Genomic DNA, 16,180 nt, shown 5'->3' with positions numbered 1-16,180 from the left:
GCGAAAATCTCTTGTGTTGTTATGAGAGGCCGGCGCGACGGCTGGCTTCCCGCGGTTGCCCGCTATGAGTGATGAGAGAAACAGGTGCTGCGAAAGGCGCCAGGCAAAGCCTGAGGCATGCGGTCAAGGACCGCGTTTGTTGCCGGAAGCGTGTCGGCCGCAGCTGGCCCACACTCAGCAAGATGCCGCGGTCGCATGGCGACCGCGGCATGGATACATCAACCCAGCTGCATGCCGTGCGAGAGGCCCGGCGGCGGCCAGTTTTCGAGCTTCATGCCGAGCGCCAGACCGCGGCCACCCAGCACGTCCTTGATCTCGGTCAGCGACTTCTTGCCGAGGTTCGGGGTCTTCAGCAGCTCCACTTCGGTCTTTTGCACCAGATCGCCGATGTAGTAGATGCTCTCGGCCTTCAGGCAGTTGGCCGAACGCACGGTGAGCTCCAGATCGTCGATCGGACGCAGCAGCAACGGATCGAAGCCGCTCTTCTCGGCCGTGTCGGTGGCGCTCTCGCGACGCGAGAAGTCACCAAACACCGACAGCTGGTCGTTGAGGATCTCGGCCGCCTTGCGCACCGCGTCCTCTGCACCGATCGTGCCGTTGGTCTCGATGTCGAGCACCAGCTTGTCGAGGTTGGTGCGCTGCTCGACGCGAGCGGCGTCCACCTCGTAGGCCACACGCAGCACCGGGGCGAAGGACGCATCCAGCTGCAGGCGGCCAATCGGACGGGTCTCTTCATCCGGATGCTGGCGCGTGCTGGCCGGCTGGTAGCCGACGCCACGACGCACCTTCAGGCGCATGTTGAGCGCGATGTCCTTGGTGAGGTGGCAGATCACATGCTCGGGATTGATGATCTCGACCGTGTGATCCACCGTGATGTCACCCGCCGTGACCACACCCTTGCCCTTCTTGGACAAGGTCAGCGTGACCTCGTCGCCCGAATGCTGGCGGATCGCGACATCCTTGAGGTTCAGCAGGACTTCGATCACGTCCTCCTGCAGACCCTCAAGCGTGGTGTACTCGTGGAGCACGCCATCGATCTCGACCTCGACGATGGCGCTGCCGGGGATCGAGGAGAGCAGCACGCGGCGCAGCGCGTTGCCCAGGGTGTGACCAAAGCCACGCTCGAGCGGCTCGACCACCACCTTGGCGCGGTTGGCTCCGAGCTGTTCGACGCTGAGGCCGCGAGGCCGCAGCACGCTAGTTGACGAAACTGCCATGCAGAGCTCCGGTTGATTACTTCGAGTAAAGCTCGACGATCAGCGCTTCGTTGATGTCGGACGGCAGATCACCGCGATCCGGCACCGACTTGAACGTGCCGGCGAACTTCTTGGCATCCACTTCCACCCACTGCGGGCGCAGGTCCATGGTGTCGAACACGGTCGCCGCTTCCTGCACGCGCAGCTGATTGCGCGCGCGCTCGGTGAGGGCGATCACGTCACCGGGACGGACCTGATAGGAGGGGATGTTCACTTTCTTGTCGTTCACCAGGATCGCCTTGTGGGCGACCAGCTGACGAGCCTGGGCGCGGGTGACCGCAAAACCCATGCGATAGACGACGTTGTCCAGCCGGCTTTCGAGCAGGCGCAGCAGGTTCTCACCGGTGTTGCCCTTGAGGGTCGACGCCTTGGTGTAGTAATTGCTGAACTGACGCTCGAGCACGCCGTAGATGCGCTTGACCTTCTGCTTTTCACGCAGCTGGACCGCGTAGTCGGACATGCGCATGCGCTTGTTGGCGCCATGCTGGCCGGGCTTGTTTTCCAGCTTGCACTTGGAGTCCAGCGCGCGCGCCGGGCTCTTCAGGCTGAGATCTGCACCCTCACGACGGGCGAGTTTGCAGGTAGCTCCACGATAACGGGCCATGGGTATGCTCCTTAGACTCGACGCTTCTTGGGGGGACGGCAGCCGTTGTGCGGAATCGGCGTGACGTCGATGATGTTGAGCACCTTGTAGCCGAGGGCGTTCAACGAACGCACCGCCGACTCGCGACCCGGACCCGGTCCCTTGATGCGCACTTCCACCGTCTTGACGCCGTAGTCGCCAGCGGCACGACCGGCCTTCTCGGCGGCGACCTGGGCAGCGAACGGGGTCGACTTGCGCGAACCGCGGAAACCGGCGCCGCCAGCGGTCGCCCAGGACAATGCGTTGCCCTGGCGATCGGTGATGGTGACGATGGTGTTGTTGAAGGAGGCCTGCACGTGGGCCACGGCATCCGTGACTACGCGCTTGATCTTCTTCTTGGTCTTGACAGGCTTGGCCATAATTCGAATCCGTTACTTCTTGATCGCGCGCCGCGGACCCTTGCGGGTGCGAGCGTTGGTACGCGTGCGCTGACCGCGCACCGGCAGGCCACGACGGTGGCGAAGACCGCGGTAGCAACCCAGATCCATCAGACGCTTGATGGCAATACCCACCTCGCGACGCAGATCGCCCTCGACTACGTACTTGGCGATTTCGTGGCGGAGCTTCTCCACCTCACCCTCGCTGAGGGACTTGATCGGCGTGGTCGGAACCACACCGGCGTCCACGCAGACCTTCTTGGATCGGCTGCGGCCGATGCCGTAGATGCTCTGCAGGCCGACCCAGACGTGTTTCTGGACTGGCAAATTGACACCCGCGATGCGCGCCATGATGTTCTTTCTCCGATGCGTTTCGTGCGCGGTAAACGCGCAATTTTAACCTGAATTAACTTCACTGGAAAGCCCTGCGGCACCTGCCGCCGCTTCCCCACGATCAAGCCCAGCTCCTACGCCCCAGCAGCCATCAGTTGCGGCGGAGATTGGCCTTCTTGAGCAAACCTTCGTATTGGTGGCTGACCAGATGAGCCTGCACCTGCGAGGTGAAGTCCATCACCACCACCACCACGATCAGCAGCGAGGTGCCGCCAAAGTAGAAGGGCACGTTCCACGACTTCTGCAGGAACGTCGGCACCAGACAGACCAGTACCAGGTAGATAGCGCCCACGCCGGTCAGGCGGGTCATCACCGAATCGATGTAGCTGGCCGTCGCCTTGCCCGGCCGGATGCCCGGAATCAGGGCGCCAGAACGCTTGAGGTTGTCCGCCGTCTCCTGCGAGTTGAAGACGATCGCCGTATAGAAGAAGGCGAAAGTGATCACCAGCACGGCAAAGATCACGTCATGCAGCGGCTCACCCTGCGTCAGCGCCTGCGTCAGCGACTGCAGCCAGCGCGACTGGTGACCCGTACCGAACCAGGTCAACGCGGTCGCCGGGAACATCAGCAAACTGCTGGCGAAGATCGGCGGGATCACACCCGACATGTTGATCTTCAGCGGCAGATGCGAGCTCTGGTTCATGTAGGCCTGCTGGCCCCCGGAGCGTCGGGCGTAGTTCACGGTGATGCGCCGTTGCGCACGCTCCATGAACACCACGAACGCCGTCGTCGCCAGCACCACCGCCACGATCATGATCAGCTTCAGACCATTGCCCAGTTCGCCGTTCGCCTGCATCGTCAGGGTGTGCGCCACCGCGCCAGGCAAACCCGCCACGATACCGGCAAAGATCAGCAGCGAAATGCCGTTGCCGATACCGCGCTCGGTGATCTGCTCACCCAGCCACATCAGGAACATGGTGCCGGCCGTCAGGCCAACCACCGAAGCGACCACGAAACCCATGCCCGGCATGTAGACCACCGGGACGCCACCGGCAGCGACTTGCTTCTGAAGCGCCACGGCAATGCCGAACGCCTGGAAAGCGGCCAGACCCACCGTGCCGAAGCGCGTGTACATCGTCATCTTGCGACGACCGGCCTCGCCTTCCTTGCGCAGGTTTTGCAGGCTCGGAATCACCGAACCCATCATCTGCACCACGATCGACGCGGAGATGTAAGGAACCACGCCGAGCGCAAACACGGACATGCGCGAGAGCGAGCCGCCGGAGAACATGTTGAACATGTTCAGCAGTCCGCCGCCCTGCTGCTCGATCAGGCGAGTCATCGCCTCGGGGTTCACGCCCGGGACGGGAATGAACGAGCCGAGCCGGAATACGATCAGCGCACCAATCACGAAGAAGATGCGCTGACGCAGTTCCGTCAGCTTGCCGAGCGATCCGAGCTGGGTGCCCTTGGCTGCAGCCACCGGGTTACTCCACGCTGCCGCCGGCCGCCTCGATGGCCGTCTTCGCACCGGCCGTGGCGAGGACGCCGGAAAGCTTCACCGCGCGACCGATCTCGCCCTTGGCCACGACCTTGACCTTCTTGGCGCGGCTGTCGATCAGGCCGGCCTGATGCAGGACCACCACGTCGATCACGTCCGCCTTGAGCGTGGCGAGCTGGTACAGGAACACTTCCTGGCTCTCGGCCTTCTTCAGCGAGCGGAAGCCCACCTTGGGCAGGCGACGCTGCAGCGGCATCTGGCCGCCTTCGAAACCGTACTTGTGGGTGCCGCCCGCGCGGGCATGCTGACCCTTGTGACCGCGACCGGCGGTCTTGCCCAGGCCCGAACCGATGCCGCGACCGACGCGCAGGCGCGTCTTGCGGGAACCGGCGGCCGGCTTGATGTCGTTAAGACGCATGATGATTACTCCTCGACCCGGACCAGGTAGTAGACCGTGTTGATCAGGCCGCGCACCTGCGGGCTGTCCTTCAGCTCACGAACGTCGTTGAGCTTGCCCAGGCCCAGGGCCTTGACGCTCAGACGGTGACGGCTCTGCACACCGCGCAGACCCTTGACCAGGCGCACGCGCACGGTCTTGTCGGCAGTCTCTTTATTAGCCATTGCCCAGCACCTCATCCAGGGTCTTGCCACGCTTCGCGGCGATCTTCTTGGGCGAGGCCACGGCCTGCAGACCCTTGATGGTGGCGCGCACGAGGTTGATCGGGTTACGCGAACCCACCGCCTTGGCCAGCACGTTCTTCACGCCGACCACTTCCAGCACGGCGCGCATCGCGCCGCCGGCGATCACGCCGGTACCCTCGGAAGCGGGCTGCATGTAGACGCGAGCCGCGCCATGGTTGGCCTTGATGGCGTACCACAGCGTGCCGTTGTTGAGCTCGATGCTCACCATCTGGCGGCGGGCCCGCTCCATGGCCTTGGAGATGGCCACCGGCACTTCACGCGCCTTGCCATAACCGAAGCCCACGCGGCCCTCGCCGTCGCCGACCACGGTCAGTGCGGTGAAGCTCATCTGGCGGCCACCCTTGACGGTCTTGGCCACGCGGTTGACGGCAATCAGCTTCTCGAGCAGGCCGTCCGAATTTTCGCGATCGTTAGAAGACATGTTCTTTTCCATGTGCCCGGCAGCCCGGGACTTTTGCTTGCGGCTGAGCCGCTTGGAGTTGTAGGTACTTCAAGCGGCTGCCACGTTGAAACGCGGCAGCCGGCAGATCAGAACTTCAGGCCAGCCTCACGCGCGGCATCGGCCAGCGCCTTGATGCGACCGTGATAGCGGAAGCCGGAGCGGTCGAACGCCACGGCTTCGATGCCGGCCGCCATGGCACGCTCGGCAACGGCCTTGCCCACCGCGGCAGCGGCGGCCAGATTCTTGGTGCCCTTCAGGCCCTCGGCGACTGCCTTCTGCACGGTGGAAGCAGCAGCCACAACCTTCGTACCCGAGGCATCGAACACCTGGGCATACAGGTGCTGGCCTGTGCGATGCACCGACAGGCGCGGCACGGCCAGCTTGCGGATGTGCGACCGGGTCGACTTGGCGCGACGCAGGCGGGATTCGTTCTTGTTCATCGTCATTTTCTCCAGGAAGCGGATCGACTTCGGCCAGCACCCGGGCTCGCCCGGGACACCGCCTTAGGCCTTCTTGGCTTCCTTCAGCGTGATCTTCTCACCGGCATAACGCACACCCTTGCCCTTGTAGGGCTCCGGCGGACGGAAGCCGCGAATCTTGGCAGCCACCTGGCCCACGCTCTGCTTGTCCGAACCCTTGATCAGGATCTCGGTCTGCGTCGGGGTCTCGATCGTCACGCCTTCCGGCGCGTTGAACACCACCGGATGGGAGAAGCCCAGGCTGAGGTTGAGAGCCTTGCCGGCCATCGACGCGCGGTAACCAACGCCAACCAGCTCCAGCTTGCGCTCGTAGCCCTCGGACACGCCCTTGATCATGTTCGCCAGCAGCGCACGAGCGGTGCCACCGAACTTGTGATCCGCGCCGTCAGCCAGCTCGATCGTGGCAACGCCCTCGTTGACGGCCACGCTCACGCCCGGCAGCGCGTGGACCGAGAGCGAACCCTTCGGACCCTTCACCGAGACACCCTCGGCGGCAACCTTCAGCTCAACGCCCTTGGGCAGGCTGATCGGCTTCTTAGCAACACGGGACATCGTCGACTCCTTATGCCACTTGGCCGATGACTTCGCCGCCCAGACCCTTGGCACGGGCCTGCGCGTCGGTCAGCAGACCGGCGGAAGTCGAAATGATCGAGATACCGAGACCGCCGAGCACCTTCGGCAGCTCGTCCTTGCCGCGATAGACGCGAAGACCGGAGCGGCTGACTCGGGAAATGGTCTCGATGGCCGGGCGGCCTTCGAAATACTTGAGCTTGATCTCGAGCACCGGCTTGCCTTCCTGGTCGGAAGTCTTGGCGTCGAGGATGTAGCCCTCGTTCTTGAGAAGGTTGGCGATCGCCACCTTCAGTTTCGACGACGGCATGCTTACGGCCTGCTTGCCCGAGAGCTGGGCATTGCGCACACGCGTAAACAGATCGGCGATGGGATCAGTCATGCTCATGAAAACGTCCTTCAGAGTGCACCGATATCCGATAAAACCGGAAATCAATTCTAGATTGTGAGCTGCAACAAGGCAGCCTGCGTTGCGCAGACCGTCGAGTATAGCAGCCTTTTCCTGTTTTGGCGAATATCGACGCGCCGTAGCGTCAACGGGCGGAACGGTCCGTCCGCTGGATGGGCTGCGCGGGACCAGGCCCGCCGCAGCCATCCGATGGGGTATTACCAGCTGGCCTTGCGCAGACCCGGCACGTCACCGCGCATGGTCGCTTCACGCAGCTTGTTGCGGCCGAGGCCGAACTTCTTGTACACGGCGCGCGGGCGGCCGGACAGCGCACAGCGCGTGCGCTGGCGAACCGGACTTGCGTCGCGCGGCAGTTTCTGCAGCTTGGCCTGGGCTTCCATCTTCTCGTCGTACGAGGCGTTGGGGCTCAGCACAACCGCCTTCAGCTCGGCGCGCTTGGCGGCATGCTTCTGGACGAGTTTGGTCCGCTTCAGATCGCGGTTGACCATCGAGGTCTTTGCCATGGTTTATCTCTCGCGTATCAGTTGCGGAACGGGAAGCTGAAAGCTTCCAGCAGCGCCTTGGCTTCGGCGTCGGTCTTGGCGGTGGTGGTGATGGAAATGTCCATGCCACGCATCGCGTCGATCTGGTCGAAGTCGATTTCCGGGAAGATGATCTGTTCCTTGATGCCGAAGTTGTAGTTACCCCGGCCGTCAAACGCGCGACCCGACACGCCGCGGAAATCGCGGACGCGGGGCAGCGAGATGTTGATCAGGCGATCGAGGAATTCCCACATCTGGGCGCGGCGCAGGGTGACCTTGCAACCGATCGGCCAACCGTCGCGGATCTTGAACGAGGCAACGGACACGCGCGCCTTGGTCGTGATCGGCTTCTGACCGGCGATCTTCGCCATGTCGGCAACGGCGTTCTCGAGCACTTTCTTGTTGCCCGCGGCCTCGCCCACACCCATGTTTAGCGTGATCTTCGTGATGCGGGGAACCTGCATCACGTTCTCATAGCCGAACTTCTCGGTGAGCTTGGCGATGACCTGCTCTTTATAAAAGTTTTGAAGGCGCGTCATGATCGTGTTCCTTACGCGTCCACGACCTCGCCAGACGAACGGAACACGCGGACCTTGCGCCCATCTTCGAGCGTTTTGGTGCCGACGCGTTCACCCTTGTTCGTGGCGGGGTTGAACAGCTGCACATTGGAGAGATGGATCGAGGCCTCACGCTCGACGATACCGCCGGGCTGGTTGGCCTGCGGGTTCGCCTTGGTGTGGCGCTTGACCAGATTCACGTTGGCGACGAAAACGCGGTCGCCATCGACGCGCAGCACATCGCCGCGCTGGCCCTTGTTCTTGCCGGTGATCACGAGGACCTGATCACCCTTGCGGATACGGTTCATGGTTATTACTCCGCTCAGAGCACTTCGGGCGCGAGCGAGACGATCTTCATGAACTTCTCGCTGCGCAGCTCGCGGGTGACCGGTCCGAAAATACGGGTGCCGATCGGCTCGAGCTTGTTGTTGAGGAGGACAGCCGCATTGCCGTCGAAACGGATCAGCGAACCATCGGGACGACGCACACCCTTGGCGGTGCGAACGACCACGGCGTTGTACACCTCGCCCTTCTTCACCTTGCCGCGCGGAATGGCATCCTTCACGGTGACCTTGATCACGTCACCGATCGCGGCATAACGGCGCTTGGAGCCGCCGAGCACCTTGATGCACATCAATTCCTTGGCGCCGCTGTTGTCCGCTGCGGAAAGCGTGCTTTGCATCTGGATCATGTCTGCACCCTCCCTTTAGACGTTGGCGCGCGTGAGGATTTCCACCACGCGGTGATGTTTGGTCTTGGACAGCGGGCGGCACTCCGCGATGCGCACCACGTCGCCCTCGTTCGCACCCAGGTCGTCCTGGGCGTGGAGCTTGGTGGAGCGGCGGATGATCTTGCCGAGCAGGCCGTGCTGCACCTGTCGCTCGATCAGCACCGTGACCGTCTTGTCCATCTTGTTGCTGACCACGCGACCCTGCAGGGTGCGTGCCTGTTTCTGATTGTCGCTCATGTCCGCCGTCCCTTACTTCTTGCCGCCGAGCACGAACTTCGTGCGGGCGATGTCGCGCCGAACGCGGCGCAGCTGGTGCGGCTGGCTGAGCTGGCCGGTGCCCTTCTGCATGCGCAGATTGAACTGCTCCTTGCGAAGGTCCAGCAGATGCTGGTTCAGCTCTTCGACCGACTTGTTGTTGATATCTTTGATAGCCATCACATCACCGCCCGGCTGACAAACTGGGTCTGCACCGAGAGCTTGGCGGCGGCCAGGCGGAACGCCTCGCGTGCCGTCGGCTCGTCGACACCCTCGATTTCATAGAGCATGCGACCGGGCTGGATCGGCGCGACCCACAGCTCGACGCCGCCCTTGCCCGCACCCATGCGGACTTCGATTGGCTTCTTGGTGATCGGCTTGTCCGGGAACACGCGGATCCAGAGCTTGCCGCCGCGCTTCACGAAACGCGTGATGCAGCGACGGGCCGCCTCGATCTGACGTGCGGTGAGCGCGCCGTGCGTGGTCGCCTTCAGGCCGTACTCGCCGAAACTCACGAGGTTGGAGCTGAAAGCCAGGCCGTCATTGCGGCCCTTGAACTGCTTGCGGAATTTGGTTCGCTTGGGTTGCAACATGGCAACTCTCCTTACTTCGCCGACCGCTCGCGACGGCCGTCACCGGCCTCGCGACGTGGCTCACGACGACCCTCGCCACCTTCGCGGCGCGGCTGCGACTGCTCTTCCTTCGACTCCTGGCCAATCTGCGCCATGTCGAAGATTTCGCCCTTGTAGATCCACACCTTGATGCCGATGATGCCGTAGGTGGTCTTGGCTTCGGCGGTGCCGTAGTCGATGTCCGCACGCAGGGTGTGCAGCGGAACGCGACCTTCACGACTCCACTCGGAGCGGGCGATCTCGGCACCGTTCAGACGGCCCGAAACGTTGATCTTCACGCCCAGGGCGCCGAGGCGCATCGCATTGCCCACCGCGCGCTTCATGGCGCGACGGAACATGATGCGACGCTCGAGCTGCTGGGCGATCGACTCAGCCACCAGCTGCGCGTCGAGTTCCGGCTTGCGGACCTCGTTGACGTTGATGTGCGTCGGAACGCCCATCATCTGGCTGACTTCCTTGCGCAGCTTCTCGATGTCCTCGCCCTTCTTGCCGATCACCACGCCCGGACGGGCACTGTGGATCGTCACGCGGGCGGTCTTGGCCGGGCGCTCGATCTGGATCTTCGAGATGCCGGCTTGCGCCAGCTTCTTGCGAAGCATGTCGCGGACCTTGAGGTCGGCGACCAGATACTTGGCGTAGTCAGCCTTGTTTGCGTACCACTTCGAGTTCCAGTCCTTGGCGATGCCGAGGCGGATACCGGTGGGATGAACTTTATGACCCATCGTCTATACCCTCAGTCAGTTGCCAACGACCACAGTGATGTGGCTGGTGCGCTTCAGGATGCGCGAGCCGCGGCCTTTGGCGCGGGCGTACATGCGCTTCATCGCCGGACCCTCGTCCACGAAGATGCGCGAGACCTTCAGCTCGTCGACGTCAGCGCCGAGGTTGTTCTCGGCGTTGGCGACGGCCGACAGCAGCACCTTGCGAACAAGGGTTGCGGCCTTCTTGTTGGTGAACTGGAGCACGTCGCTGGCGCGACCCACGGGGAGACCGCGGACCAGGTCAGCTACCAGGCGTGCCTTCTGCGCCGAGATGCGGGCGCTGCGCAGGATCGCTTTGGCTTCAGTGCTCATCACTTGCCCTTCTTATCGCCGCCATGGCTCTTGAAGGTGCGGGTCACCGCGAACTCGCCGAGCTTGTGCCCGACCATGTTCTCGTTGACGAGCACCGGCACGTGCTGGCGACCGTTGTGGATGGCGATGGTCAGGCCGACCATTTCCGGCAGGATCATCGAGCGACGCGACCAGGTCTTGATCGGGCGCTTGTTGTTGGCGGAAACCGCAGCTTCCACCTTCTTGACAAGGTGAAGGTCGACGAACGGACCTTTCTTCAGAGAACGCGGCATGACGGCTTCCTGTTACTTGCGACGACGCACGATGAACTGCTGCGTGCGCTTGTTGTTGCGGGTCTTGTAGCCCTTGGCCGGCGTGCCCCAAGGGCTGACCGGATGACGACCACCAGAAGTCTTGCCCTCGCCACCACCATGCGGATGGTCGACCGGGTTCATGACCACGCCGCGCACGGTCGGGCGGATGCCCTTCCAGCGCTTGGCGCCGGCCTTGCCCAGCTTCTTCAGGCTGTGCTCGGAATTGCCGACTTCACCGATGGTGGCGCGGCAGTCGACCGGCACGCGGCGCATCTCGCCGGAGCGCAGGCGCAGCGTGGCGTAGCCGGACTCGCGGGCCACCAGCTGGACCGAGGCGCCGGCGCTGCGGGCGATCTGCGCGCCCTTGCCTGCCTTCATCTCGATGCAGTGGATGGTCGAACCGACCGGGATGTTGCGCAGCGGCAGGCAGTTGCCGGCCTTGATCGGCGAATCCGAACCCGACACCAGGCGATCGCCCACCGCCACACCCTTGGGCGCAATGATGTAGCGACGCTCGCCGTCGGCGTAGCACAGCAGCGCGATGTGCGCGGTGCGGTTCGGGTCGTATTCGATGCGCTCGACGAGGCCGGCAATGCCTTCCTTGTCGCGCTTGAAATCGATGATGCGGTAATGCTGCTTGTGACCGCCGCCGCGATGACGGGTGGTGATGCGACCGTAATGGTTGCGACCACCGGTCTTCGACTGCGACTCGGTCAGCGGCGCGTAGGGCGCGCCCTTGTGCAGACCCTCGGTGCGGACGCTGACTGCGTCGCGACGCCCGGGCGAGGTCGGCTTGTGCGTAATTAGTGCCATCTCACAGAACTCCTGGCTCAGGCCTTGGCCGACACATCGATGGTCTGACCATCGGCGAGGCGCACATAGGCCTTGCGCTTGCCCTGGCGGCTGCCAGTGCGGAAACGGAAGGACTTGACCTTGCCCTTGGCGTTGACGAGGTTCACCTGCTCGACCTTGACGTCGAACATCTGCTCCACGGCGGCGCGGACATCGGCCTTGGTTGCCTCGGGGGCGACGACAAACACGTACTGGTTGCTCTCGGCCAGACGGGCAGCCTTTTCCGAGATGTGCGGAGCACGCAGCGTGTTGAGAATGCGTTCGTTGCTCATGCCAGCCACTCCTCGATCTTCTTCACCGCATCGACGGTCATGACCACGTAGTCGGAACCGACCAGGCTGACCGGGTTGAGCGCCAGCACATCGAGCACATGGACGTACGGGATGTTGCGCGCGGCGAGGAACACCGACTCGGTCGCATCCTCGGACACCAGCAACACGCGACCGGACACCTGCAGCTCGGCAAGCTTGGCGACCATGGCGGAGGTCTTCGGGCTGTCGAGACCGAAGCCCTCGACGACCTTAAGACGATCCGCGCGGTTGAGCTCGGCCAGGATCGAACGGATGGCCACGCGGTACGACTTGCGATTGACCTTCTGCTCGAAGCTGCGCGGCTTGGCAGCAAACGTCACACCGCCGCCGACGAAGATCGGGGCGCGATAGTCGCCGTGACGAGCGCCGCCGCCCTTCTGCTTCTTGAACTTCTTGGTGGTGCCGGACATCTCACCACGCGACAGCTGCGCCTTGGTGCCCGCGCGACCGCCAGCCTGATAGGCAACGACCACCTGGTGAACCAGGGCCTGCTTGTACTCGCCGCCGAACACTTCGTCCGACACGCTGAGCGGCTTGGCGCCAATAACATTGAGTTCCATGGCGTCTCTCCTCAACCCTTGGTGGTCGGACGGATGACGACGTCGCCACCGGTTGCACCCGGCACCGCGCCCTTCACCGCGATCAGGTGACGTTCGGCGTCGACCTTGACCACTTCCAGCCCCTGCTGCGTGCGGTTGACCGCACCCATGTGGCCGGACATCTTCTTGCCCGGGAACACGCGCCCCGGAGTCTGGCGCTGACCGATCGAACCCGGCGCGCGATGCGACAGCGAGTTACCGTGGGTCGCGTCACCCATCTTGAAGTTCCAGCGCTTGATCGTGCCCTGGAAGCCCTTGCCCTTCGACACGCCGGCAACGTCAACGATCTGCCCGGCAGCGAAGATGTCGTCCGCCTTGATCTCGGCACCGACAGCGTATTTGCCGAGATCGTCGGCAGACACGCGGAACTCCCACAGGCCGCGACCCGGCTCGACCTTCGCCTTGGCGTAGTGCCCCTTCAGCGGCTGGGTCAGCAGCGAGGCGCGCTTCACGCCCGCCGCAACCTGCACAGCGCTGTAGCCATCATTCTCTTCCGTCTTCACCTGGGTCACGCGGTTCGGCGTCGCTTCAATCAGCGTCACCGGAATCGAGCGGCCATCCTCAGTGAAGAGTCGGCTCATGCCGCACTTGCGGCCAACCAGTCCGATACTCATCTTCGTATCCTGTCTATCGCTCAACCGAGCTTGATCTGAACATCGACGCCAGCGGCGAGATCAAGCTTCATGAGCGCGTCCACGGTCTTGTCGTTGGGGTCAACGATGTCGAGTACACGCTTGTGCGTACGGGTCTCGTACTGGTCGCGTGCATCCTTGTCGACGTGCGGCGACACCAGAATGGTGTAACGCTCGATCTTGGTCGGGAGCGGAATCGGGCCGAGAACCGTCGCGCCGGTGCGCTTGGCCGTCTCGACGATCTCGCTGGCCGAGCGGTCGATCAGCCGGTGATCGTACGCCTTGAGCCGAATGCGAATCTTCTGGTTCGCCATAACCGTGTCCTGTTGTCTAAAGAACAAAAACTGTGATCCGGAACGGCTTCTCACCGCCCCGCACAACCCGTGTCACCACTTGCAAGAGCGGCCCCTGGAGACCGCCCAAAATGTTCGGCAAGCCGGAAAACCGACTTGCCGAGCAGAAAAGTATAAAAGGCGTAAAAACAAAGATCAACAAGGCGCGAGCCTTGATGATTGATGTCATAGCCCCAGGCGGTCCGTGCCAGCGAACTCGAAGCACATCCTGCGCCTCATTTCGCGGTAGGGAGACGAGCCGTTTTGCAGCACGTCATCCACATAACTCGTCAAGCTTAGCAAGCCACGACCGGAAAGGAAAGCGCCGCATGTAAAATTCCTTGCCGAGCGCTCGCTGCCACAAAACACAACGGCGGCCAATGGCCGCCGTTGTGTTGCGTCACCCGGGTGCCCCGCGGATGCAGAGCAACCGAAGCGGATACTTACTTGATGACCTTGGCCACCACGCCGGCGCCGACGGTGCGGCCGCCTTCGCGGATCGCGAAGCGCAGGCCTTCGTCCATCGCGATCGGGTGGATCAGGCTCACCACCATCTTCACGTTGTCGCCCGGCATCACCATCTCCACGCCTTCCGGCAGGGTCACGGCACCGGTCACGTCCGTCGTGCGNAAGTAGAACTGCGGGCGGTAGCCCTTGAAGAACGGGGTGTGGCGACCGCCCTCGTCCTTCGACAGCACGTACACCTCGGCCTCGAAGTCCGTGTGCGGGGTGATCGAACCGGGCTTGGCCAGCACCTGGCCGCGCTCCACGTCGTCGCGCTTCAGGCCGCGCAGCAGCAGGCCCACGTTGTCGCCCGCCTGGCCCTGGTCCAGCAGCTTGCGGAACATTTCCACGCCGGTCACGGTGGTCTTCTGCGTGTCGCGGATGCCCACGACCTCGATTTCCTCGCCCACCTTGATGATGCCGCGCTCCACGCGACCGGTCACCACGGTGCCGCGGCCCGAGATCGAGAACACGTCTTCCACCGGCATCAGGAACGGCTTGTCGATGTCGCGCTCCGGCTGCGGGATGTAGCTGTCCAGCGCATCCACCAGCGCGATGATCGCCGGCACGCCGATCTCGCTCTGATCACCTTCCAGCGCCTTCAGCGCCGAACCCTTGATGATCGGCGTGTCGTCGCCCGGGAAGTCGTACTTCGACAGCAGCTCGCGAACTTCCATCTCGACCAGCTCCAGCAGCTCGGCGTCGTCCACCATGTCCGCCTTGTTCAGGAAGACCACGATGTACGGCACGCCCACCTGGCGCGACAGCAGGATGTGCTCGCGCGTCTGCGGCATCGGGCCGTCGGCGGCCGAGCACACCAGGATCGCGCCGTCCATCTGCGCCGCACCCGTGATCATGTTCTTCACGTAGTCGGCGTGGCCCGGGCAGTCCACGTGCGCGTAGTGGCGGTTCGGCGATTCGTATTCCACGTGCGCGGTCGAGATCGTGATGCCGCGTGCCTTCTCTTCCGGCGCCGCGTCGATCGCGTCATACGCCTTGAATTCGCCACCGAAGCGCTCTGCGCCGATCTTCGTCAGCGCCGCCGTCAGCGTCGTCTTGCCGTGGTCCACGTGACCGATCGTGCCCACGTTGACGTGCGGCTTGGTGCGCTCGAATTTACCCTTTGCCATACGCTTTAAACCCCGATGGAGTCAATTGAAGTGAAGAAATCTCTTTCGCAGAGAAAGCCGGACAAGCCGGCCTTCCGCTGGACTGGTGCTCATGACTGGAATCGAACCAGCGACCTCTTCCTTACCAAGGAAGTGCTCTACCGACTGAGCTACATGAGCGAATTACGTGAGGTCGAGTTCAATGGAGCGGGAGACGGGAATCGAACCCGCACCATCAGCTTGGAAGGCTGAGGTTCTACCGTTGAACTACTCCCGCCTCGATCGAATCAACCTTTGCGGAACCTGACTGGTGGAGGGAGGTGGATTCGAACCACCGAAGGCGTAAGCCAGCAGATTTACAGTCTGCCCCCGTTGGCCGCTTGGGTATCCCTCCAACAAAGAACGCCTATTGTCGCCACGCCCCCGGAAACTGTCAACACTGTTGCGGACATTTCCGGACCACAGGGCGACCGCACCAAAGCGAGGGGCGCGAATCATGCGCGGATGGAGCGGAAGCCACAAGCCTCGCCCGTCGCGATGGGCCTCGAAATCCCCGCGAAACTCAGGGTGGCGGCGCCGCGGGGTGCAGCGACACCACCTGCCGCTCCATCGCCTTGGACATGTCCATCAGCCGGCGCGCGTATTCCTGCAGGCGCACGTCCTCGTCGTTGCGGGGCCGCCACGCCGGCACCGGCGTGGGCTTGCCGTCGGGGCGATCGAGCGCAACGAACACCATGACGCAGCTGGTCGCCAGGCGCAGTTCGCCGCTGCGCAGGTCGCTGGCCTGCACGTCCACGGCCAGGTGCATGCTGCTGGTGCCGGTGTGGATCAGCCGCGCCTTCACCGTCACCAGGTCGCCGATCAGGATCGGCTTGACGAACTGGATGCCGCTGACCGACGCGGTCACGCAATACGCGCCGCTCCAGCCTACGGCGCATGCGTAACCGGCCTGGTCGATCCACTTCATCACCATGCCGCCGTGCACCTTGCCGCCGAAATTGACATCGGTGGGCTCGGCGAGGAAGCGGAAGGTGACTTCGTTTTGCTGGCCGGGCATGACGGGCTCCA

At 63.3% G+C, this 16,180-nt stretch carries 28 protein-coding genes and 3 tRNA genes; all 31 read right to left on the bottom strand.

What is annotated here, in order from left to right; all coding sequences use genetic code 11:
* Positions 1–218: 218 nt before the first annotated feature.
* Positions 219–1,217 carry a DNA-directed RNA polymerase subunit alpha gene (locus tag ISP17_RS05555; protein ID WP_404630818.1) on the bottom strand — a complete coding sequence of 333 codons (999 nt, stop codon included), beginning with the start codon at positions 1,215–1,217 and terminating at the stop codon, positions 219–221.
* A gap of 16 nt (positions 1,218–1,233) precedes the next feature.
* Positions 1,234–1,860, bottom strand: a complete 627-nt coding sequence (rpsD, locus tag ISP17_RS05550) for a 30S ribosomal protein S4 (protein WP_404630816.1) — start codon at positions 1,858–1,860, stop codon at positions 1,234–1,236.
* Between the two features lie 11 nt (positions 1,861–1,871).
* The gene (rpsK, locus tag ISP17_RS05545; RefSeq protein WP_007513384.1) at positions 1,872–2,258 is read right to left on the bottom strand and encodes a 30S ribosomal protein S11; all 387 of its coding nucleotides are present in this window, start codon (positions 2,256–2,258) and stop codon (positions 1,872–1,874) included.
* Between the two features lie 12 nt (positions 2,259–2,270).
* On the bottom strand, positions 2,271–2,627 hold the full coding sequence (rpsM, locus tag ISP17_RS05540; protein ID WP_404630814.1) for a 30S ribosomal protein S13: 357 nt from the start codon (positions 2,625–2,627) through the stop codon (positions 2,271–2,273).
* Positions 2,628–2,760: 133 nt separating this feature from the next.
* The gene (gene secY / locus ISP17_RS05535) at positions 2,761–4,092 is read right to left on the bottom strand and encodes a preprotein translocase subunit SecY (RefSeq protein WP_404630812.1); all 1,332 of its coding nucleotides are present in this window, start codon (positions 4,090–4,092) and stop codon (positions 2,761–2,763) included.
* A gap of 4 nt (positions 4,093–4,096) precedes the next feature.
* A complete protein-coding gene (gene rplO / locus ISP17_RS05530; RefSeq protein WP_449757867.1) occupies positions 4,097–4,534 on the bottom strand; it encodes a 50S ribosomal protein L15 in 438 nt (145 codons plus the stop codon).
* Positions 4,534–4,731 carry a 50S ribosomal protein L30 gene (rpmD, locus tag ISP17_RS05525; protein ID WP_404630808.1) on the bottom strand — a complete coding sequence of 66 codons (198 nt, stop codon included), beginning with the start codon at positions 4,729–4,731 and terminating at the stop codon, positions 4,534–4,536. The genes rplO and rpmD overlap by 1 nt, the downstream gene beginning before the upstream one ends.
* Positions 4,724–5,233: a 30S ribosomal protein S5 gene (gene rpsE, locus ISP17_RS05520; RefSeq protein WP_404630806.1), complete on the bottom strand. Its 510-nt coding sequence runs from the start codon at positions 5,231–5,233 to the stop codon at positions 4,724–4,726. Before rpsE ends, rpmD begins: the two co-directional genes overlap by 8 nt.
* Before the next feature lie 107 nt (positions 5,234–5,340).
* Complete coding sequence (gene rplR, locus ISP17_RS05515; protein WP_404630804.1) at positions 5,341–5,700, bottom strand: 50S ribosomal protein L18; 360 nt, start codon at positions 5,698–5,700, stop codon at positions 5,341–5,343.
* A 57-nt stretch (positions 5,701–5,757) separates the two neighbouring features.
* Positions 5,758–6,285 carry a 50S ribosomal protein L6 gene (gene rplF, locus ISP17_RS05510; protein WP_404630802.1) on the bottom strand — a complete coding sequence of 176 codons (528 nt, stop codon included), beginning with the start codon at positions 6,283–6,285 and terminating at the stop codon, positions 5,758–5,760.
* A gap of 10 nt (positions 6,286–6,295) precedes the next feature.
* On the bottom strand, positions 6,296–6,691 hold the full coding sequence (gene rpsH / locus ISP17_RS05505; RefSeq protein ID WP_404630800.1) for a 30S ribosomal protein S8: 396 nt from the start codon (positions 6,689–6,691) through the stop codon (positions 6,296–6,298).
* Positions 6,692–6,909: 218 nt separating this feature from the next.
* Positions 6,910–7,215 (bottom strand): 30S ribosomal protein S14, encoded by a 306-nt coding sequence (gene rpsN, locus ISP17_RS05500; RefSeq protein WP_404630798.1) that lies wholly within the window; start codon positions 7,213–7,215, stop codon positions 6,910–6,912.
* A 17-nt stretch (positions 7,216–7,232) separates the two neighbouring features.
* Positions 7,233–7,775 carry a 50S ribosomal protein L5 gene (gene rplE / locus ISP17_RS05495; protein ID WP_324896989.1) on the bottom strand — a complete coding sequence of 181 codons (543 nt, stop codon included), beginning with the start codon at positions 7,773–7,775 and terminating at the stop codon, positions 7,233–7,235.
* A gap of 8 nt (positions 7,776–7,783) precedes the next feature.
* Entirely contained in the window at positions 7,784–8,098 is a 315-nt protein-coding gene (gene rplX / locus ISP17_RS05490) for a 50S ribosomal protein L24 (protein ID WP_324896979.1), read from the bottom strand.
* A 14-nt stretch (positions 8,099–8,112) separates the two neighbouring features.
* Positions 8,113–8,481 carry a 50S ribosomal protein L14 gene (gene rplN, locus ISP17_RS05485; protein ID WP_007513359.1) on the bottom strand — a complete coding sequence of 123 codons (369 nt, stop codon included), beginning with the start codon at positions 8,479–8,481 and terminating at the stop codon, positions 8,113–8,115.
* A 15-nt stretch (positions 8,482–8,496) separates the two neighbouring features.
* Positions 8,497–8,757, bottom strand: a complete 261-nt coding sequence (rpsQ, locus tag ISP17_RS05480) for a 30S ribosomal protein S17 (protein ID WP_404630796.1) — start codon at positions 8,755–8,757, stop codon at positions 8,497–8,499.
* Between the two features lie 12 nt (positions 8,758–8,769).
* Positions 8,770–8,955 (bottom strand): 50S ribosomal protein L29, encoded by a 186-nt coding sequence (gene rpmC / locus ISP17_RS05475; protein ID WP_063672323.1) that lies wholly within the window; start codon positions 8,953–8,955, stop codon positions 8,770–8,772.
* On the bottom strand, positions 8,955–9,368 hold the full coding sequence (rplP, locus tag ISP17_RS05470; RefSeq protein WP_404630793.1) for a 50S ribosomal protein L16: 414 nt from the start codon (positions 9,366–9,368) through the stop codon (positions 8,955–8,957). Before rplP ends, rpmC begins: the two co-directional genes overlap by 1 nt.
* Before the next feature lie 11 nt (positions 9,369–9,379).
* Positions 9,380–10,129 (bottom strand): 30S ribosomal protein S3, encoded by a 750-nt coding sequence (rpsC, locus tag ISP17_RS05465; RefSeq protein WP_404630791.1) that lies wholly within the window; start codon positions 10,127–10,129, stop codon positions 9,380–9,382.
* A gap of 15 nt (positions 10,130–10,144) precedes the next feature.
* Complete coding sequence (gene rplV, locus ISP17_RS05460; protein ID WP_404630789.1) at positions 10,145–10,480, bottom strand: 50S ribosomal protein L22; 336 nt, start codon at positions 10,478–10,480, stop codon at positions 10,145–10,147.
* Positions 10,480–10,752, bottom strand: coding sequence for a 30S ribosomal protein S19 (gene rpsS / locus ISP17_RS05455; protein WP_404630787.1), 273 nt, complete (start codon positions 10,750–10,752; stop codon positions 10,480–10,482). The genes rplV and rpsS overlap by 1 nt, the downstream gene beginning before the upstream one ends.
* Before the next feature lie 12 nt (positions 10,753–10,764).
* On the bottom strand, positions 10,765–11,586 hold the full coding sequence (rplB, locus tag ISP17_RS05450) for a 50S ribosomal protein L2 (protein WP_324896985.1): 822 nt from the start codon (positions 11,584–11,586) through the stop codon (positions 10,765–10,767).
* 17 nt (positions 11,587–11,603) lie between these two features.
* Positions 11,604–11,897: a 50S ribosomal protein L23 gene (gene rplW / locus ISP17_RS05445; RefSeq protein ID WP_404630784.1), complete on the bottom strand. Its 294-nt coding sequence runs from the start codon at positions 11,895–11,897 to the stop codon at positions 11,604–11,606.
* Positions 11,894–12,496 carry a 50S ribosomal protein L4 gene (rplD, locus tag ISP17_RS05440; RefSeq protein WP_404630782.1) on the bottom strand — a complete coding sequence of 201 codons (603 nt, stop codon included), beginning with the start codon at positions 12,494–12,496 and terminating at the stop codon, positions 11,894–11,896. Before rplD ends, rplW begins: the two co-directional genes overlap by 4 nt.
* A gap of 11 nt (positions 12,497–12,507) precedes the next feature.
* Positions 12,508–13,149: a 50S ribosomal protein L3 gene (rplC, locus tag ISP17_RS05435; protein ID WP_404630780.1), complete on the bottom strand. Its 642-nt coding sequence runs from the start codon at positions 13,147–13,149 to the stop codon at positions 12,508–12,510.
* Between the two features lie 20 nt (positions 13,150–13,169).
* Positions 13,170–13,481 (bottom strand): 30S ribosomal protein S10, encoded by a 312-nt coding sequence (rpsJ, locus tag ISP17_RS05430; protein WP_017461875.1) that lies wholly within the window; start codon positions 13,479–13,481, stop codon positions 13,170–13,172.
* Positions 13,482–13,942: 461 nt separating this feature from the next.
* On the bottom strand, positions 13,943–15,133 hold the full coding sequence (tuf, locus tag ISP17_RS05425) for an elongation factor Tu (protein ID WP_404630778.1): 1,191 nt from the start codon (positions 15,131–15,133) through the stop codon (positions 13,943–13,945).
* Positions 15,134–15,216: 83 nt separating this feature from the next.
* Positions 15,217–15,292, bottom strand: a tRNA-Thr gene (locus tag ISP17_RS05420).
* 23 nt (positions 15,293–15,315) lie between these two features.
* Positions 15,316–15,389, bottom strand: a tRNA-Gly gene (locus tag ISP17_RS05415).
* A 31-nt stretch (positions 15,390–15,420) separates the two neighbouring features.
* A tRNA-Tyr gene (locus ISP17_RS05410) sits at positions 15,421–15,506 on the bottom strand.
* A 168-nt stretch (positions 15,507–15,674) separates the two neighbouring features.
* A complete protein-coding gene (locus ISP17_RS05405) occupies positions 15,675–16,169 on the bottom strand; it encodes an acyl-CoA thioesterase (protein ID WP_404630776.1) in 495 nt (164 codons plus the stop codon).
* Positions 16,170–16,180: the final 11 nt, after the last annotated feature.

Origin of the sequence: Dyella ginsengisoli (genome assembly GCF_044904665.1) — a bacterium.
In the GTDB taxonomy this organism is placed as follows: domain Bacteria; phylum Pseudomonadota; class Gammaproteobacteria; order Xanthomonadales; family Rhodanobacteraceae; genus Dyella_A; species Dyella_A ginsengisoli.
Note: the sequence above shows the minus strand (reverse complement) of the source record. Positions and strands in the feature narration are given on the sequence as shown.

What these genes read in the sequence shown, in the direction of transcription:
- rpsK (WP_007513384.1), bottom strand. Translation starts at nt 2,258, where the DNA reads ATGGCCAAGCCTGTCAAGACCAAGAAGAAGATCAAGCGCGTAGTCACG.
- rplN (WP_007513359.1), bottom strand. Translation starts at nt 8,481, where the DNA reads ATGATCCAGATGCAAAGCACGCTTTCCGCAGCGGACAACAGCGGCGCC.
- rplW (WP_404630784.1), bottom strand. Translation starts at nt 11,897, where the DNA reads ATGAGCAACGAACGCATTCTCAACACGCTGCGTGCTCCGCACATCTCG.
- rpsN (WP_404630798.1), bottom strand. Translation starts at nt 7,215, where the DNA reads ATGGCAAAGACCTCGATGGTCAACCGCGATCTGAAGCGGACCAAACTC.
- rplC (WP_404630780.1), bottom strand. Translation starts at nt 13,149, where the DNA reads ATGAGTATCGGACTGGTTGGCCGCAAGTGCGGCATGAGCCGACTCTTC.
- rpmD (WP_404630808.1), bottom strand. Translation starts at nt 4,731, where the DNA reads ATGGCTAATAAAGAGACTGCCGACAAGACCGTGCGCGTGCGCCTGGTC.
- rplR (WP_404630804.1), bottom strand. Translation starts at nt 5,700, where the DNA reads ATGACGATGAACAAGAACGAATCCCGCCTGCGTCGCGCCAAGTCGACC.
- ISP17_RS05405 (WP_404630776.1), bottom strand. Translation starts at nt 16,169, where the DNA reads ATGCCCGGCCAGCAAAACGAAGTCACCTTCCGCTTCCTCGCCGAGCCC.
- ISP17_RS05555 (WP_404630818.1), bottom strand. Translation starts at nt 1,217, where the DNA reads ATGGCAGTTTCGTCAACTAGCGTGCTGCGGCCTCGCGGCCTCAGCGTC.
- rplB (WP_324896985.1), bottom strand. Translation starts at nt 11,586, where the DNA reads ATGGCACTAATTACGCACAAGCCGACCTCGCCCGGGCGTCGCGACGCA.
- rplF (WP_404630802.1), bottom strand. Translation starts at nt 6,285, where the DNA reads ATGTCCCGTGTTGCTAAGAAGCCGATCAGCCTGCCCAAGGGCGTTGAG.
- rpsQ (WP_404630796.1), bottom strand. Translation starts at nt 8,757, where the DNA reads ATGAGCGACAATCAGAAACAGGCACGCACCCTGCAGGGTCGCGTGGTC.
- rplX (WP_324896979.1), bottom strand. Translation starts at nt 8,098, where the DNA reads ATGAACCGTATCCGCAAGGGTGATCAGGTCCTCGTGATCACCGGCAAG.
- rpsD (WP_404630816.1), bottom strand. Translation starts at nt 1,860, where the DNA reads ATGGCCCGTTATCGTGGAGCTACCTGCAAACTCGCCCGTCGTGAGGGT.
- rplD (WP_404630782.1), bottom strand. Translation starts at nt 12,496, where the DNA reads ATGGAACTCAATGTTATTGGCGCCAAGCCGCTCAGCGTGTCGGACGAA.
- rpsM (WP_404630814.1), bottom strand. Translation starts at nt 2,627, where the DNA reads ATGGCGCGCATCGCGGGTGTCAATTTGCCAGTCCAGAAACACGTCTGG.
- rplP (WP_404630793.1), bottom strand. Translation starts at nt 9,368, where the DNA reads ATGTTGCAACCCAAGCGAACCAAATTCCGCAAGCAGTTCAAGGGCCGC.
- rpsH (WP_404630800.1), bottom strand. Translation starts at nt 6,691, where the DNA reads ATGAGCATGACTGATCCCATCGCCGATCTGTTTACGCGTGTGCGCAAT.
- rpsS (WP_404630787.1), bottom strand. Translation starts at nt 10,752, where the DNA reads ATGCCGCGTTCTCTGAAGAAAGGTCCGTTCGTCGACCTTCACCTTGTC.
- rpsJ (WP_017461875.1), bottom strand. Translation starts at nt 13,481, where the DNA reads ATGGCGAACCAGAAGATTCGCATTCGGCTCAAGGCGTACGATCACCGG.
- rplV (WP_404630789.1), bottom strand. Translation starts at nt 10,480, where the DNA reads ATGAGCACTGAAGCCAAAGCGATCCTGCGCAGCGCCCGCATCTCGGCG.
- rpsE (WP_404630806.1), bottom strand. Translation starts at nt 5,233, where the DNA reads ATGTCTTCTAACGATCGCGAAAATTCGGACGGCCTGCTCGAGAAGCTG.
- rpmC (WP_063672323.1), bottom strand. Translation starts at nt 8,955, where the DNA reads ATGGCTATCAAAGATATCAACAACAAGTCGGTCGAAGAGCTGAACCAG.
- rpsC (WP_404630791.1), bottom strand. Translation starts at nt 10,129, where the DNA reads ATGGGTCATAAAGTTCATCCCACCGGTATCCGCCTCGGCATCGCCAAG.